This window comes from Methyloprofundus sedimenti (assembly GCF_002072955.1).
In the GTDB taxonomy this organism is placed as follows: Bacteria; Pseudomonadota; Gammaproteobacteria; order Methylococcales; family Methylomonadaceae; genus Methyloprofundus; species Methyloprofundus sedimenti.
This window is the reverse complement of the sequence record NZ_LPUF01000001.1, coordinates 119610-137810: the sequence shown is the minus strand read 5'-3', so window position 1 is coordinate 137810 and position 18201 is coordinate 119610. Positions and strand designations below refer to the sequence as shown.

The following is an 18201-nucleotide window of genomic DNA, read 5'->3' as shown; positions in this document are numbered from 1 at the left end:
AGATGCTAGTAGCAAAAAATCCATTCAATGAAACCGTTATCAGCGAATATCCCGCGCTCAAGAATGAGCAAATACATCAGGCTGTCCTTACCGCACATATGGCATTTGCGTCATGGAATTCAATAGGTTATTCAGGACGGGCTGAGGTGATGCGAGCGGTAGCGGCGGAGTTGCGCAGGCAAAAGAAATCGCTGGCAGAGTTAATGGCCATCGAAATGGGTAAGCCGATTAAAGAAGGTGGGCCGGAAGTCGAGAAAGCCGCTGGTTGTGCCGAATTTTATGCCGAACATGCCGCAAGCTTTTTGAAAAATGAGACGCTGCAGTCCGATGCGTCAAGCAGTTACGTTTGTTATCCACCACTGGGGACCTTACTTGGGATTTTGCCTTGGAATGCCCCTTTGTGGTTGGCATTTCGTTATTTGGCCCCGGCATTGATGGCGGGCAATACCTGTGTGTTGAAACATGACTCGAATGTACCTGGTTGCGCCGCCGCGATCGCTAAGGTTTTCAAGACCGCTGGTGCTCCGGCAAATATTATGGTGAATTTACCGGTTATTACTGCGGATGTTGAGCGTGCAATCCGCGACCCGTTGATTGCGGCAATATCATTTACTGGTTCGGCGGGAGCCGGCGCAAAAGTCGCTGCGATTGCTGCGTCAGAAATCAAACCCTCGGTGTTGGAGTTGGGTGGCTCAGACCCTAGTATCGTGATGGCCGATGCGGATCTTGAATCAGCAGCAAACGCTATCACTTTGTCACGTATTATCAACGCGGGGCAGTCCTGTATCGCTGCTAAAAGGATTTTGGTAGAAGACGCAATTTACGATCATTTTGTTGCCATGCTCAAAATACGTCTGGCAAAATTAAGGATGGGGGATCCGCTGGAGAGTAGCACTGATATCGGCCCGATCGCCCGGCAGGATTTACAGCAAAACTTGCACCGTCAGGTGCAAGAAACGGTGGCAGCCGGTGCGCATTGTCTATTAGGGGGAGTATTGCCGAAAGGGCCTGGCTATTTTTACCCACCCACCTTGCTTACGGAGGTGACGCCGTCTATGTGTGCTTTCCGCGAAGAGACTTTTGGTCCGGTCATGGTGGTCACCCGGGTTGATGATCTGGACCATGCGGTGAAACTTGCCAACGACACCGAATACGGTTTGGCTGCAAGTATCTGGATGGCGGATGTTAAGCTCGCCGAACAGACTGCGATGAAAATCGATGCGGGACAGGTCGTTATTAACGGTATAGTGAAAACCGATTCGCGTTTGCCCAGTGGCGGTATTAAACGTTCTGGATACGGTCGAGAACTAGGGCCACACGGGATTCGCGAGTTTGTAAACAGCAAGCAAGTCTGGATTAAATAAAATCAAACGGTCGCTGATGTGATTTGAAATTTCTATCTTGGTTGAACTTGAATTGCATCGGAGTAATTATCGACAGAAATCTAGACTTAAATTGCGACTGGTCTGTAGTCGATTTATTGAATTAAATTCAGCGAACGGATCGAAAAATTAACGGGGCGGCAAGTCAGTCTAAAATCAAAAGATGGCAATAGGAAAGCAACAAATTATAAGGATAATTTGAATATCGAGCGAGTCTAACTCTGCTGATTTCTTTGTGCGTCCCAGGCGTTAAATAATACAAAATTACTATATTGCCAGAATAAAAATGTAATTTATCTTTACTCTCATAAAATGACGTGACAATTTTCCAGGCATTGAGTTACTATTAAACAGAGGGATGAATGGAAGTAATGGATGACTATTAGGGAGATTAAAACTGGTTGATAATTGCCCAGATTTGTATAACTTAAACTATAAAAATACGTAAATTTTTTATTAAAATGGAGAAATCATTATGCTTAAAAAAATACACATAGGTGTTTTAATTGCCACAATATTTATGCCCGTTTATCAGGCTTTTGCTGTAGAAGAGCCTGCGGCTATTGAGGGGGCAGCTATAAATGGCACGGCCGTTTCTATAGCAACAGTGGTAAATATTGATAAGGAAAATCGAATGGTTACCCTTAAAGATGAAAATGGACAGGAGCAAGCTTTTATTGTGGGACCTGAAGTCCGAAATTTTGATCAACTTAAGCGTGGCGATCAGGTTATCACCCAATACTTTGAAGGTTTTGCAATTGCCCTTGCACCTAAGGATGGTGGACTAAAGGAACGTATGGATTCGGTTGATTTACAGCGCGCAAAGCTGGGTGAAAAACCTGGATTTAGAATAACCCATACTATCGCTGCTGTAGGAACTGTGTCTGCTGTAGATGAAAAAAAACGTTTGGTCACTATTAAAGGTGAAGAGAAAACTGTAGAACTTAATGTTTCGGAGTATGTAGATCTATCCGAGGTTAAAGTAGGCGATGAAGTCGAAGCGGTCTATGTCCAGTCCTATGCAGTGTCTGTATTACCAGCGCCTAAAGTATCAGGAACCGTTGATATCAGTAGCACCGCTATTGCACTGGGTTTTGGGGTAGAATGGGGCAAAGGGACGATGACTATGCATAACGGTTCTATTTATACCTTTGATATAGAAGGTTTCTCAGTATTAGACCTAGGGATTGCATCTGTTAACGCGACAGGGAACATCTATAATATGGTTGAAGCAAAAGATCTTGAAGGCGTTTTTGTTGCAGCTGAAGCAGGCGCGGTGTTAGGTAATACAGAAAATTCTGGTATATCTGCGCTGGTTATGAGAAATGATAAAGGTGTTATTTTGAAGCTAACTGCTAAAGAAAAGGGTATTAGGCTGACTATAGCTACAGACGGATTAAAAATTAAAAACATCATGCCTCAATAAGCAGGCGAATTCAACTTCAGTAATCATGCTACCTCACGCTCAGTATTATTAAAAATACAGCGTGAGGGGTGTTGTGTCATAGTTTAATGTTTCTCAAGGTCGTTGGTTGAGCTTATTCATGACAGCTTCGACTTCCTTTTTGTTTACCAGATTACGTATAACTTTCAGCCTATCACTAACCACTTTGTAGCCCGTTATGGCGTTAGCGGAATACGGGATATTCATGGCACCTAATATAATACCCGCATTCCGTAAATTTCATACGGGCTACATTAGATGTATACGCATTTTTTAAAGATAGCTGGAGCTTGTGGGTCATCAGGTAATGTTAAATACTTCAATTATCAATATCGCCAGACAGTTACATTATGTGCAGGACGATATAAAAAAACTCTGATGTATCGTGAGCAATATCAGTTGGTCTACGGAATGACAAGCCAGTCCAATAAAATCAAAAGCTTACTGATTTTTCAAGATAAAAAGGTGAGACTTAGATGCGTAGGTTGGTGCTGAGCTTGCGAAGCCCAACAGGATATTTCGCCGAATTTGTTGGGCTTCGTTCCTCAGCGCCAACCTACATTAGGTTTACAGGGTATCAATTTATTTTCCGTGAGATCAGGTTGTCTGATGTTCTGTTGCATTGTTGACCTCCACTCGTTAATAAATCATTATATTAATAATATAGTATCTACATGCAGACACAACGAATTGATAATATTATGCGCTTAACACCCTTACAGAAAAACGTTATTTGCGAAAATACGACAAAATACTTTGGTAGCGATGCTCAGGTATGGTTATTTGGCTCAAGAGTGAAAGATCAGTCTAAGGGCGGTGATATAGATTTATATATAGAAGCCACACGACAAAATGCTGCCGACTTAATAACGGCTAAATTGCAGTTTTTACGAGAGCTGCATAAAGTGCTGGGCGAGCAAAAAATTGATGTTGTACTGCGCAGAAGTAATCATTCAATTGATATACCCATCTACCGTATTGCTAAACAAACAGGGATATTATTGCAATGATTGAAACTCTTGATGAAACATTAAAAGTCTGCCAGCGTCACGCCGATCGCCTCAAATGGGCGATGGCTGCGTTACGCACGCACGTCCCTTTTTCAGCAAAGACTTTAGAGCAGTTAACCGATATGGAATTGGCTATACTTGATCAATTTTCCACACGGTTTGGTAAATTACAGGATTTAATGGGGGCAAAATTATTTCCTGCTGTGCTAGAGCTAACAAAAGAGCCAGGTGATTTAAAAGCCTTTATCGACAAGCTTTATCGCTTAGAAAAAATTGGCGCAATTCCTTCGGCCGATAACTGGTTATTGATGCGCGAAATAAGAAATAGCTTTTCGTATGATTATCCTGATGATCCAGAGTTACAAGCTGCAACTATTAATAAAGCTTACGAATTAGCGGCTCAGTTATTAGAGGTGCTTAATACTGTTGGAACCTTTATTTTGCCCTATACTATAAGTCGTAGCACTCGCAGACCTGATTAACCTGATACATTAATCCTATTTGTAGGGCTGCATTGGAAGATATTATTAAATCTTGTATATACTTATAGCAGCGCCCGATGATAAAGCCATGGCAACAATTCCACAATGTTTATCACATTGGAGCATCGAAACGTCGGGCAGAAAAGCTTGCCCGACCTACCTGGCTGTTTCGGATAATTCATCGTAGGTCGGGCAACAGTTTTATCGTTGCCCGACATTGCCGCGCCCGATGATAAAGCCATGGCAACAATACCACAATGTTTAACACATTGGAGCATCGAAACGTCGGGCATAAACAGCATGCCCGACCTACCCGGCTGTTTCGGATAATTCATCGTAGGTCGGGCAACAGTTTTATCGTTGCCCGACATTGCCGCGCCCGATGATAAAGCCATGGCAACAATACCACATTGTTCAACACATTGGAGCATCGTAATGTCGGGCAGAAAAGCTTGTCCGACCTACCTGGCTACGATAGTGTAATTTTGCTTTGTTTTATTTTTCTTTATTTTTTTTGCTTTGCGTTTTTGTAGCCAGCGGCTCATACCTGTGACATATAAAATTAAAGGGACAAATCCAGTAATACACCACAAAATGCGACCTGCAAAACCAAACGCTTCGCCGCTGTGTAGCGGCCACAACACATTCAAGAACGTTTCACCAGCGGTAAATTGATTTGGGTCTTGCACGGCTAATACTTTGCCGTTGTATTGATCGATCCATACCTTACTGCGCGCCCATCGGTGATTAGCCTCATCTGATTGCCTTTTGGAGACACTATAAACGCCTGTTATACCATCCGGTGTTGTTACTCCACGCAATTCCGCCCCGGGGAAAATCTTGTCTGCAATGGAAACAGCGCGCGCTATCGAAAGAGTCGGCGCATTTTTTACAACCTGTGACTTTACATCCGGTTCTTCTAAATGCTTTTCCTTGACGGCTGAAAAACCGCGTATCAACGGCTTGATATAATCAGCATAACTAAACGAAAACCCGGTAAACGACAAAATCAGTAGAATGATTGAACTGTAAAAGCCCGTGGCTTTATGCAAATCAAAGTAAAGTCGTTCCGGGCTTGCGTCCCGTTTAATGGTTACTGATTTTTTAAATTTTTCCCAGCGCGGCCACCACAGATAAAGCCCTGTCAACGTGGAAATAAACATAAATAAGCCGAGAAAACAGACCGTATTAAAGCCAAATCGCCCGATCTTTACACCTAATCTAGCCGTCAGCAAACTGGCATGGATTTGGTAAATTGAAGACCATAAGGTACGTCCCCAATAACTTTCCGAGATTATTTTTCCGCTGTATGGATCGACCAAAACACGGAACGGCGCATAAAGCTCGTCAGCTGTTTCTACAGGTTTTGGATATTCCGCCCATACATAATCGTTGCCGTAACCCGGCATCAGCAATGACCATTTGCCATTTTTTTTCGGGTGAGCTGCTTTAACAGTTTGCATTAGTTCATCCGGTGTACGCAGTTGCGCATAGGCTTCATGTTGCACTTGCGGCAAACCCAGCTCCTCCAGTTCGTAATTGAAAACATTTAAAGAACCTGTCAGTCCAAGAATGACAAAGAAAAAGCCTATCGACAGGGCAATATACAAATGCACCGTTAGCCAAAAGTTGCGAAACCGTCGCCGCCATTGCAAAGCTTTATAGCGGTTTTCATTCATCGTCTGTGGCAATATTCTTTGTAAAGCCATATTCTCATGCTCGCTCATCTTTTATCAACCCCTTCACGTATAGTCGTGGTTAGTTTCGTAGACTGGGCATGTATTTTTATGCCCGACATGACAGTTAATATTCCAAGCGAATCGATCCTATCGCTGTCAGCGGCGCACCAGGATAAATGCCGACACGCGGCGGTGCGTTTTGAAAAGGATCGGTGGACTCGTAATAGGTTTTATCCAACAGATTGCGTATATTGAATTGTGCGATTAAACGCGAATCTCCGAGTTGATAGGCATAGCTGGCAAAGGCATCCAGTCGGACATACCCTGGTAAAACGAAGGTATTGGCGTCATCCCCTTCCCGTTGTGAGGCGGCGAATACACCCATGCCAAAACTCAAGCCATTCAGCGGTTCATAATGATGAATATCGTATTTGAGCCACAAACTACCGGAATGCTCGGGAACGTTGCTCAAGCGATTGCCCTGTAGCCCAGAAAAATCTTTAGTAATGCGTGCATCGGTATAGGCATAGTTGCCGATGACACTGAGTTCATCGGTGATTTGACCGCTCATGTCCAGCTCAATGCCCTGGCTGCGCGCTTCCCCAATAGCCGCCTTTGCGAGAGGATCGGGGCTGTTGAAATCGCTGGTCATAATATTCTCTTTGGTCAAATGGTAATATGCCAACGTTGTTGTCAGCCGCTGATCGAAAAGTTCGGTTTTCAAACCAACTTCAAATTGTTCCCCGACTTCCGGATTGATAGTAGCGCCAGTAGCTGTTATTCCATTGTTTGCACCGAACGAGGTTGTCCAGTTGCCATAGACACTGGCCCATGCCCAGGGCTGATAGAGAATCCCCACTCGTGGACTAAAGCCTTCATCTTTGCGTGAAGGCAAATCTGCTTCAGCAGCGCTAAACGAATCGCCCTTGCCTCGACCGGTAGTCGCCCAATCATAGCGGCCACCGCCCAGTATATGAAGCTTGTCCCAAAGCGTGATGTGATCCTGGAAATACACGCCATACCACTCATCCCTAAAATAGGAATGATTACTCCCAGGGGGAAAAGGAGTTGCCAGCGCATTGGCGTAAAATGAAGGATCAATGCCGTACACCGGATTGTAAATGTCGATTCCCAAGCCCGGTACTGGCTCCCGAAAGTTTCCACGGGTCAGGTAGGTACCGGTTGATCTTAAATAATCGATACCGATCAAAGTTTGATGGTTTGTTCCCCAAAGCTCCAGATTCCCCGTTAAATCAAGATTAGTGGTATAAGTTTGAGAAGTTACAATTTGAGAAAATATATTACGTAAATAGGTACGATTGCCAGAACTCGGATCTAAAAACTCCGCTACCGTAAAGGCATTAGCGGGTTTAACAGAAATATCGTTACTGTCAACAAAAGAAGCCAGAAAGCGGTTCCGTATAGTCCAATCTGCATTGAAGGCATGAGTAAAATTGAAGCCGAGATATACCTTGGAGTTCGTATCGACAGGATCGTTGGGGTCAATGAAAGAGCGAGTAATGGGAATTGGTGCGGGGCGGTCTCCGATAGCGAATAAGCCTCTGTCCACCTGATAATTCTCATGCAGAACTTCTACATCCAGGGACATTTCAGTGGCATCGCTGGGTCGCCAGGTCACAGACGGATTCACCTGAACCCGATCATTAAAATTGAAATCTCGAAATGATTTATTGTTTTGATAAGAACCATTAAAACGATAGCTTAACGAATTATCATCCGTAATAGCACCGGTCGCATCCCATTCGGTTCGATAGAAATCGTAAGAGCCGAAACGCTGTTCCAGCGAATAATAGGACTCATCCTGAGGCTTTTTGGTGACCAGGTTGATTAAGCCGCCCGGCTCGATACGGCCAAATAAAACCGCTGCCGGGCCTTTAAGCACCTCGACGCGTTCCAGATTGGCGGAATCAAACTGAGCAGCTCGCCCGGTACTCAAACCGTTGGCGACAAGACCATTACGATAAACCCGGTCACTATGAAAGCCCCTGATAATAAAGCCGTTACCTAGACCTAAAGATGATTGCGGACGCACGCTGCTGACGTTTTCCAGCGCGCCTTTAATGGTGGTGGTTTTTTGATCGTTCATCACGGCCCGTGGTACCACCTGTATCGATACTGGTGTTTCTAAAATCGGCGTGTCAGTTTTAGTCGCCGAATTCGCATTAATTACATTATACCCACTCAACTCCCGCCCACTCACCGTCAAGTCTTCTTGTTCAACCGGCCCAGTATAATCTTCCTCCCCACCACCCGTTGCATCCACACGATATTCATCACTGGCAGCAATCTTTAACAAATCATCCATCGACTTTTGATGCTTTTGCACGGTTACCGATTGATCATCGGTAAAGCGATAATCCAGACTGCTATCACGCAATAAGGTTTCCAATGCTGTTTTAGGCGAATAGTTACCCGACAAAGGTTGGGATTGTTTATTGCTCACAACCTCTGCAGGATACAATAACTTTAACCCAGCTTGATCCGCCAGCTCGGTTAATGCGCCATCTAATGATTGGGAGGGGATATTGTAATATCGAGTTGTCAGATTACTTTGCTGTTCGGCATACAGCGGTTGATTGACTACGGTACTAATGGCGACTGATAATAAACCTGCTGTTACATGCCTGTACTGTAATCGGCTGTTGCTCGTTTTTGAATGCATGGATTCTCCTGATGATGCGATTTTTTTAAAGAGTTATCTTTAAAGACGGCTTAGGAGAAAAATCTTGTAATATGCCTATAAATTAATGCATCTATGTTGTTTTGAATCGGTAAAAAATGGACACAGAGCGCACAGAGGACACTGAGAAAATATTCAACAATCTCTGTGTTCTCGATGCTCTCTCTCTGTGTCTAAGAAGGCTGTAAAAATAGTTTTCTTATTTATTCCAATTCGTTCCATGTAACAAGAAATGGATTAATAATCGTCAGGTTACTGATTTTTTGTTGATGCTGCATGTCTTCACTTAGCAAATAACGACAGTCAAGAAATAGTGCTGAAGTAATGATCAGAGTATCCCACCATGAATAACCATACTGATCCTGAATGTCCCATGAAGATTCGATCAGCGTTGATGAAATTTCCAGTGGTTGCCAGACTGCAAGTGCCCGTATAGCAGACCTTGCTTGCTCTTTAGAAAGTCCTTGCTTGAGTTTTTGAGTGACTGTCACATAATATTCGTTCAAAACCTGAGCACTTATTCTGCCGCATTCCTGTTCCCATAGATGAGCTAACCATTGTTTTGCTATAGGCTGTTTTTCAGGTTCTGTACTGTCACGGGCATAAACTAAAATATGAGTATCAACAAAGTATTTAACGCTCATACAAGTCATCTCGCAGAGGATAATGCTTTGATGTTTTTAATGGCAATGCTTCGACATCAAGAAACTGTTGCATCGCTTTTGCATAGCCTGTTTTTTCTTTTTTCATTTGTTTCAACAAATCACCAAGAATTTGTGAAACGCTGGTGTTATTTTCAGCAGCCCATACTTTTGACCACTGAGCCACATCATTATCGAGTTTTATAGTAATATTTTTCATGGCACGATTATAGTGCTGCACGAAAATAGTGTCAAAAAATAAGTAAAAAGAGTCAGCTTTATTTATTACAGAGTAAACAATTTACTTTGTTGTATTGGATTTGTGAGTAATGCCTTATTCTACATATCTTCGTCATTGTTCGTAGTGTCGTACCTACTTGTGTAATAGGGTTAAATAGGGGGAAAGATGGGTTACTTTTATAGCCAGAGTTTGTTTTATCATTGCTAAAATCTGATCGGGCTGTTGTACGGGGAATACGCCACTGACTTGAAGTTTGCGAAGTTTTTCATCGGTAATCATAATGCGCCCTGGCAAATAACGCTCTAGTTCTACAATTACATCCGCCAATGGCTGGTTTTTAAAAATCAGCTTACCTCGTTGCCATGCACCATTTTTTATAATATCAATGGCTTCGGTGTGCATCACTCCCGTTGTATTGTTGTATTGGGTTTGATAGCCGCTTTCTATACGCGCTATTTGTGTATGGGTATTTTTACCCAGAGAACTTAATTGAACTGCATGTTCCAATACCGTTACCCGTGTTTCATCTTGATTATTCCAGACCTCAAAAATAGTGCCTAACGCTCTGATAACGATATCTTCTGTTATCACCTCAAAAGGTCGTTGTGGATCGGCTGCTACGGTAAAGAGTGCCTGTCCTCGATGTAGTTGAATCACGCGGCGATTTTTTTCATACTGAATAGATAAAGCAGAGTCGGTGTTTAGCTGGATGATACTGCCATCTGCTAAAGTTATACTTTGTTGAGTGCCCACCTGAGTGTAATAATCACTCTGCCATTGGTCTGCGTAGCGTGAGATTGGCAATATCAGAATTAACAACATAGCTGCCGCCGCAAAGCTGGCTAGATAACCATATTTTATTTTAGATTGGGAAGGGCTTTTTTGTTCTTTAAAATCTAAAGACTCATGAGTCTGCTCAGGCTGAGGCATCATTACATAGCCCATTTCCTGCCATAAAACTAATGCTTCTACATAGGCCCTTTCATGTGCAGGGCTACGACTGCGCCACTGCAGTGCGTTAATGCTATCGTCATTAGTTGATTGCCCAGAATGCAACAAAATCACCCAGTTTATTGCCTGATCTGACATTGAAGTTATTTCTGGTACGGTATTTTTTGCCATTTATGTATCTGAAAGAAACCTGTCTATTATATAAGACGATTTAGAAAGAAAAATTTGTATTATAACGTAGGTGCGAATTTATACGGATAAATCCCAATAATTCATATTATGGCGCTAATCCCCTAAAATGGCATTTTAATGACCACCTAAAAACAGTTTATAAGTGCTCCTTTTGGAAAAAATGCATTAACTTTTAGCGATGTAGTTAAGCAACTATCGACGGTTTGTGAAAATTTTCCCAATCAGTGTACTAGAAAATGAAAATAACAATATGTTGAAAACCAAAGGCTAGCACTTTAAGCACTATTTCGATCACGGTTAGCATAATTTATCTTTTTTATTGGCAACATGGATTTTATTGGCTTATTTACTACACATGTTGTTAGACTTTATGAATGACGGCTTTTATCTACTGCGCCAGAAAATGCCTTTTCGCAGATGTCTATTCGATGATATGAAGGCGCTTACGCCCTGTTTTTGCTTTGATAGTTGGGAACACCTACTCACTTCCATGTTGGAAACGCTGGTTTAATACATCGGAAAACCAAGATTTCAGCCTTTCCAAATTAGAAACTAGATAGGGATAAAGTCATAATGATAATTGATGGATAAATCCGCACCTATAAATTTTGTTTGAGGTGTTCTCGGCAATGACGCATGGCTCTAACCAAATGCTTGGCAATCATGCTTTCGGATAATTGCAGTTTTTCTGCAACTTCTTTATGTGTATAGCCTTCTACCCGATTAAGATAAAACGCCTGGCGACATTTTTCAGGTAATTGTGCCAATGCCTCATTAATAAGAGCAAGCCGTTGTTGACCTTCTATACTTATTTCTAAAGCCTGCGGATCGGGGATGGAGTGTAAAATCTGATCATCCGTCTCATGTAGAATGCGGTTAACACTTTTACGCTGATAATCAATAATTAAATTAGAAACGATGCGAAAAACAAAGGCTCGCGGATTGTTGATTTTTTCTGTCTGCTGGCTATTGGCCAAACGCAGATAGGCATCTTGCAAAACATCAGAGGCCGCATCGGGTGAACCAAGTTTATGGGTGGCAAAACGATTTAACGCATGATGATGCTCGGTTAATAATTCTGCAATACTGACGGGATTTAGCTTGTGCATAATTTTTTAGATAAGCAATTTTTATACCTTTTGTAAACTATCTCTCTTTTATGTACGTTAAATCGTATCTGAACATTATTAATGAGGTGATAAATAGATATAAAAGATCATTGAGTTATGTAATTAAACCATGGCAGCGGATACGAGTTAATTCGCAGCAAAATATCGAACACTTTATTCTATGGTTAGCCTAATCAAAAAATACAATGAGGCAATTAACCAAAAACTGTGTGATATAACACTTTTTTAGACATGGTATTTTCAGCATGAAGAACTTAAAAAACTGAAGTTTTGTATTAATTTGTCAGGCGACCATTCGTTATAAAACGGTTACCATCAAATTTACTGATGAATTGCTATATTTGGGGCTAACCCTATTAAAATTCGAATCTAAAAAAACTTCGGCAATGATGCGTCAAATATCTGAAAAGGTAAAATTAATTCGCCCCTTAACTTTGTACCGGCGTTCCAGATTGGTTTTTAATTGATCAGCAAAAGTCTATGTCGACGTTGTTGCCATCTAATAGTTGAGGTGGCTCATAGTTTAAGAAATTTGTTTAAGCTGGTCTTTATTAATATAGGCACCTAAGTGCCCAGTTTGTAAATATTCAAGGCGTTTGAATTCGGCAATGATTCTGCTGGTAGTTTCAGTAGCGATGGCTAAAAGAGCGCCCATATCTTCGCGGCCAGGTAAATAAAAAAAGTCATTGGAGCTCTGTTGATCTAGATAGAGTAGCAAATTTGCAACCCGTTTTTTTGAATTCCCCACAGTTAACTTGGTAAGCCATACATCGGCATCGCTTTGTACTCTTTGCCAGTGCGCGATCAATTGTTTATAGAGATGCGGAGACTTGCGATTTAACTGTTCAATAGTTTCTACAGGTATTTGGCAAGCTGTGGTATTTTGCAAGGTAAAGGCATAATGCAAATATGGAATGCCGTGTAATGCCTCGATACCAACAAGATCACCTGGGCCTAACAAGCGCACGATTCGATAGTTACCATTAGGTAAAAAATGTACCAGTTTTATCAGACCAGTTCGAATCGTATAGACAAATTTAGGTGTTTCACTTTGCTTAAACAGGCTATCCCCGGTTTGTAACTCTAAATCAGAAATAGGAAAGTGCAATTGCTTAAAGTCATCTTCCTGTATGTCTGCGAACAGAGCTAATTCTCGAATATGGCACTGTCTACATTTTTCTGCACCATTCCAGGCCTGTTTGATTGAGGAGAGTTTCATTAATAGGCCATCATTGCCGTTGTTAGCGACATTGCAAGATTAATTTGGAAAATTATTTAACTTTATTCCAGAGATGAAATTTTCCGGGATTAATAAAACATTGTTATTTAACATTTTTCATTAGGCTATATAACGAATTAACTTGAAATAAACATGATATTTTGGACTAAAATCAGCAACAAGCAAAAAATAAGCCATTATTTTCAATATTTAAAGAGGGTTGGATTGCCTATTGTAAATTGATATTTATCATTTTACTTAGGGTAATATTCCTTTAAAGTATCAAGAAATTAGCAACTGAAGTTTACCGGTTTTTAGTGGGATATAACAACAGATAAGGGTGTTTTGTAGTGGGTTTGCCGCACTGGGCTCAATTTCTATTGAAAATCATGCAGCCCCATATTGCTAGTGTTGACTTCTCGATTATTGGGAAACTTCAGATATTTATATCAGACTGTTTATTACATCACAAGGAATCGTTACTATGAAACAACGAAAAATTAAATATCTATCTGCTGGTCTGATGATAGCTGGTGGCACAATGCCTGTCTATGCGCAAGATTTAGCCGATGCTGATAAAGAAATTTTACCAACCATGTTTATTGAGGGAGAAATTTTGACCCCTGGAACGGTTGGAGTGAAACCCGATATGGGCGGAGCAGGAGATGCAGCCGTTTTATTGCATAAAGTGCCGGGCGCCAATGTAAACTCAAATGGTCCTTTAACTGGAATTGCACAGTACCGTGGACTTTTTGGCGATCGTGTAAATGTTATTACTGATGGAACGAGCTATAAATCGGCCTGTTCAAATGCCATGGATGCGCCTTTAAGTCATGTCCCTGCAGTGTTGACTGAAGTATTAAGTGTCAAGCGCGGCATTGCCTCAGTGAGTAGTGGTATAGAAACGTTAGGTGGAAATATAGTTCAGAAGACGCGGAGTGGTGAATTCGCTGTAGATGACGATATTTTATTTTCCGGTAGAACGTCAAATGGCTATAGCTCAGTTAATACTGGCTATTATGTGAGCTTATTTGCCAATATTGCCAACCAGAATCATAAGATTCACGGGGGAGGTAGTCGTGAAGCGGGTGACAGTTTTGCCTGGTCTGAAGGCGTTAACAGGGATAGCAGTTATGAACGTAATGTAGGCACAGTTGGCTATGGTTTTCAAACGGACGACGAGAATCATCAGTTTGATATTGGATATAATTATAATGATACCCATCTATCGGGAACGCCCTCTTTGCCGATGGATATTGTTTATTCCAATGGTGGTGTTACCAACTTGAATTACAATGGCTTGATAGCGGATAAATATAAATTGACCACTGAATTTAGCTATCAGGATGTTGAGCACCAAATGAATAACTATACCCTGCGAGGTAATGTTGCTCAACCCGCGCGCCGTCAGTCAGATAATACTGCTGAAGGTTTTGGCTATAAAGCAACTTTTGATATCCCGCTCTTTGAGGGCAATTTATTACTCGGCGTTGATGGCGATAATATTGAACATAATGCGGTGATTACGAACCCGTTTAATCAACCATTTAAGATAAATAACTTTAATGATGTAACACGTGACCGCTATGGTTTTTTTACAGAATGGAAAGGAGATTTAGTTCAGGATTGGGCTCTTGAAATAGGTACCCGGTTAAACTGGGTTAGGATGAATGCAGGTACTGTCAGTGGAACAGGTGCCCCAATCTTTGCACCTGGAAAACCAGGTACACAGCTGGCAGCTGATTTTAATGCAAGTGACCGGCTCAAAAATGATGTCAATCTGGATGTGGTCGCTGCATTGACCCATTACTTAAGTTCTGATATGGCTATTGAATTAGGGTTTGGCAGAAAAACTCGATCTCCTTCTTATCAGGAACGTTACGGATGGCTGCCACTGAATGCGACAGGTGGTCTGGCCGATGGACGCAATTATATTGGTAATGTAGATCTAACACCTGAAACATCTTATCAAGTTGAATTAGGTTTTGATTGGCAAGGAAAAGAGATGTATTTAACCCCTAGAGCTTTTTATCGCTATGTAGATAATTATATTCAGGGAACGCCAACACAAAATCAGGCCGCTCTGGCTATTGACCCTACGACTCTGGAATTTAGCAATATTAATGCCCAATTGTATGGAGTAGACATGGAGGCAGGTTATCGGTTTCTGGAAGATTGGCGTATTGATTTCTTGCTCAGCTATGTCCGTGGTGAGCGAACAGATGCTAAAGATAATTTATATCGAATAGCGCCAGTCAATGGGAAAATCAGCTTTTTTTATGATACACCAGAATGGCTAGCGGGGACTGAATTGGTCGGTTACGGAAAACAGACAAAAACAGCTGCATATAATGATGAGCCTCCGACAGCCGGCTATATCCTTTGGAACTTACGTATGCAATATCGCCCTCAATATAAGTATTTGCAAGGTTTGCAAGTAGGTTTTGGTATTGAAAACCTGCTTGATAAGGGATACCGGATTCACCTTAATGGCTTGAATCGAAATCCTATCAATGATGGCACAGCAATTGGTCAGCATTTGCCTGGACAAGGAAGGAACTTTTATGCCACTTTGAGTTACGATTGGTAACAAGTTACCTGTTTTATTTAGCCTGTTCGACAGGGACGTCTGGCTAAAATATAAGGCGCAGTATGCATCAAAAACTGAAAATCCAAAAATGGGACTATTGGATACTTTATCTGAGTTTTTAAAAAGTGGTGGAGACATCTTATGGATTATCCTGTTTGTGTCGATTTATTTATGAAGCCTTATCCGTGAACGACTACTTTCTTATTAATTCGTCTATCCTGAATTACAAAAAAATATCTTGAGCAATGCCGTAGTTATTACTACTAGCCCTAGAACTGCTCTGTATATTAAGCACGATATGTTGTCAGAAGCACAGATCAGGGAATCAATGAAGGTAAGGAACATGCACGAAATAATATGAGCAACTTGTAGGATGGGCAAAGGTTTTTTACGTGCCCATCTTTATATAGTAGCTTGAAGGGCGCGCTATTGCTTTGCCCATCATACAGATTTTTAACTTGTTTATGTTATTTCATGCGCGTTCCTAAGTCAATGATCAATCGAGTCTTATTCCATAGACATAAAGTAATCAGGTTGTTCGGTCTATTTAATACGGTGATTCGCATAAATAGGTCATTTGCCATATTTATATAAGGCATATAACCTATTTTACGTTGCATATACGTCAGTCAATGAATGGTTAAAAAGCTATCAGTAAATAAGAATAAGATAAAGTACTTAACTTACAGTTAGATAATAAAAAGAATGGTGAAGTATAAAAATTTGGCATATAAATTGCTTTTATATACGCGACTAAGTTCGTTTGATTCAGGGAAGAAAAAAGCGGAATGTAGAAAATAGCAAACGTTTTGAACCTGGGTAAATGGATTCCCCCACGATAAGTGTCAATTTAACGACGGTTACGCATAATAGCCCCGTGTTTTGATTAAATTTATGCAAGATTTTCAGTTGATTAGCAACAAGGTTACGACTTTAAAGCATTCATCTGTACGCGTAAGAGGTGTTCATCACTACACGTTTGCTGGTGATGTTTACTGTAGCTTTGATTTTTCTCTGCTAAATGTACTTGCAAGGTACGCCGGTATTAGCTATCTCAGCGATAGGGTGGAAAAATGGTAAACACTTTTTTGGGTAAAAGTCTTATTCTCTGACGCCTCTGGTTTTCAGTAAATAATTGACGGTGACTCATTTTGAGCTTTATAGCTCTTTATGGACAATGATCCAGGAGCCAGAGTTATATAACATAGTTCAATAAATTTTTGATCACGCCTCAATGAGGTTAATAACTTAACATTTATTCTTTTTGGAGATTAATTTAAATGAAAATAACTTTTGATTTATCGGCAAAGCTTGGATTAATAGCTTCTTCCCTGGTATTGAGTTCTGCTTCTTATGCTGCAGGCACATGGCTTAATGGCGATAACATGCTTGAGCCAGGAAAGACTATTCAAACAATAAACGCGAATGCCAGTAAAAATGGCTATACAAGTAACCCAGCGTTAACTAATCGCGCCTGGGGTATGCAAGGGGCCTGGCTTAATTTTGAAGTCATGCAGTCTTCTGACGTATTGGTATCTCTTTCTTCAGCAGCGACTAATGCACCCGGATTTACGGTGTATAGAGCTGATAATAATTTTGTAGCAGATTCAAAAGCATCTGGAAAGGCTGATAAAGATGGAGCTGAAGGTGCAATTCATGCTTTCAACCAGGTTGGACAACCAGGAAAGCCAGGACTTGTTTGGGCGACCGACAATGATGTCGTTGATTCACTAGAAGGAAATACATTAGAAAATGGTCTTGTTGAAACATTAGGTTATGTGAATGGCTCAATGACGGACTATGTCAATTTCTGGAACGACAATGTTGATTCCGGTGCGCATGATGTCAGTATTGATAACAAATATGAAAATGGCGTTTTTGGTAGTGTGCAGCATCATGCTGGCCCTGATGGTAATACTAACTACTCTAATCTAACTTTGGTTAATTTGCAGCCAGGTTTTTATACCATCTTTCTAGGCGGTACCAACACGGAGGGTGAAGATACACCGATTGATGTTAAAGTCACTGCGATACCGCTATCGGTAGCGGATTGTTTATTGAATTATACTGAACAGCAAGAGCCTGCTGATTACCCACATGCTGGATTAACTTCTCAAAATTTTATGCAATATTACTTCCGTTATTATGCAGAAACAGGTCATTATTTAGGTATTTCTTCCGAAGATAGTCATATGTACTCGCTGTCTCAGGTTGGTGGTGAAATGAGTGATTTAGGTGATGTAGCTGCTATGACAACAGCAGCAGGATGTAAATAAACTACTACGCTTAAGCATAGCCATAGCCATAGCCATAGCCATAGCCATCGCCTATGGCCTTGGCTATGCTTTTTCAGTGGTTCCCTCATTCTTGCGTTGCTTATTTGCAAGGTAGATTCTTCTGAGTCGAAATTTTGTTTGAAGATTGATTGATTTTTGCTTATATTTTAGATTTATCCGCGGCTGTTTGCGAATTATCCATTAAAGTTATATTGGGCATTAATCTACTCGTAAAGCATGGTTTAATAAAAAATCAGAAACGC

The 18201-nt window shown here is 41.2% G+C and carries 14 protein-coding genes; 6 read left to right on the top strand and 8 right to left on the bottom strand.

Annotated elements, in window-relative coordinates; all coding sequences use genetic code 11:
- The first annotated feature begins 2 nt into the window (after window positions 1-2).
- The 4 genes from AU255_RS00570 to AU255_RS00555 all read left to right on the top strand — a co-directional run bounded on the left by AU255_RS00570 (window position 3) and on the right by AU255_RS00555 (window position 4318).
- Window positions 3-1364 carry an NAD-dependent succinate-semialdehyde dehydrogenase gene (locus AU255_RS00570; RefSeq protein WP_080521062.1) on the top strand — a complete coding sequence of 454 codons (1362 nt, stop codon included), beginning with the start codon at window positions 3-5 and terminating at the stop codon, window positions 1362-1364.
- A 493-nt stretch (window positions 1365-1857) separates the two neighbouring features.
- Window positions 1858-2808 carry a hypothetical protein gene (locus AU255_RS00565; protein ID WP_080521061.1) on the top strand — a complete coding sequence of 317 codons (951 nt, stop codon included), beginning with the start codon at window positions 1858-1860 and terminating at the stop codon, window positions 2806-2808.
- 692 nt (window positions 2809-3500) lie between these two features.
- On the top strand, window positions 3501-3836 hold the full coding sequence (locus tag AU255_RS00560; RefSeq protein WP_233144513.1) for a nucleotidyltransferase domain-containing protein: 336 nt from the start codon (window positions 3501-3503) through the stop codon (window positions 3834-3836).
- Window positions 3833-4318, top strand: coding sequence for a hypothetical protein (locus AU255_RS00555; protein WP_080521060.1), 486 nt, complete (start codon window positions 3833-3835; stop codon window positions 4316-4318). The genes AU255_RS00560 and AU255_RS00555 overlap by 4 nt, the downstream gene beginning before the upstream one ends.
- 62 nt (window positions 4319-4380) lie before the next feature.
- Here AU255_RS00555 and AU255_RS00550 read toward each other — a convergent pair whose 3' ends face one another.
- The 8 genes from AU255_RS00550 to AU255_RS00515 form a co-directional block, all read right to left on the bottom strand.
- A complete protein-coding gene (locus AU255_RS00550) occupies window positions 4381-4713 on the bottom strand; it encodes a hypothetical protein (RefSeq protein WP_143735822.1) in 333 nt (110 codons plus the stop codon).
- A 66-nt stretch (window positions 4714-4779) separates the two neighbouring features.
- A complete protein-coding gene (locus AU255_RS00545; protein WP_233144512.1) occupies window positions 4780-6045 on the bottom strand; it encodes a PepSY-associated TM helix domain-containing protein in 1266 nt (421 codons plus the stop codon).
- A gap of 76 nt (window positions 6046-6121) precedes the next feature.
- Complete coding sequence (locus AU255_RS00540; RefSeq protein ID WP_080521058.1) at window positions 6122-8680, bottom strand: TonB-dependent siderophore receptor; 2559 nt, start codon at window positions 8678-8680, stop codon at window positions 6122-6124.
- A gap of 221 nt (window positions 8681-8901) precedes the next feature.
- Complete coding sequence (locus AU255_RS00535) at window positions 8902-9342, bottom strand: PIN domain-containing protein (protein WP_080521057.1); 441 nt, start codon at window positions 9340-9342, stop codon at window positions 8902-8904.
- Window positions 9332-9559 (bottom strand): DUF6364 family protein, encoded by a 228-nt coding sequence (locus tag AU255_RS00530; RefSeq protein ID WP_143735821.1) that lies wholly within the window; start codon window positions 9557-9559, stop codon window positions 9332-9334. Before AU255_RS00530 ends, AU255_RS00535 begins: the two co-directional genes overlap by 11 nt.
- 153 nt (window positions 9560-9712) lie before the next feature.
- On the bottom strand, window positions 9713-10702 hold the full coding sequence (locus AU255_RS00525) for a FecR family protein (protein ID WP_080521055.1): 990 nt from the start codon (window positions 10700-10702) through the stop codon (window positions 9713-9715).
- 620 nt (window positions 10703-11322) lie between these two features.
- Window positions 11323-11832, bottom strand: coding sequence for an RNA polymerase sigma factor (locus AU255_RS00520; protein ID WP_080521054.1), 510 nt, complete (start codon window positions 11830-11832; stop codon window positions 11323-11325).
- 544 nt (window positions 11833-12376) lie between these two features.
- Window positions 12377-13072 (bottom strand): Crp/Fnr family transcriptional regulator, encoded by a 696-nt coding sequence (locus tag AU255_RS00515; RefSeq protein WP_080521053.1) that lies wholly within the window; start codon window positions 13070-13072, stop codon window positions 12377-12379.
- A gap of 484 nt (window positions 13073-13556) precedes the next feature.
- On the opposite strand from AU255_RS00515, the gene AU255_RS00510 reads away from it, so the two are divergent.
- Entirely contained in the window at window positions 13557-15662 is a 2106-nt protein-coding gene (locus AU255_RS00510) for a TonB-dependent receptor plug domain-containing protein (RefSeq protein WP_080521052.1), read from the top strand.
- A 1280-nt stretch (window positions 15663-16942) separates the two neighbouring features.
- The gene (locus tag AU255_RS00505) at window positions 16943-17938 is read left to right on the top strand and encodes a hypothetical protein (protein ID WP_080521051.1); all 996 of its coding nucleotides are present in this window, start codon (window positions 16943-16945) and stop codon (window positions 17936-17938) included.
- The last annotated feature ends 263 nt before the right edge of the window (window positions 17939-18201 follow it).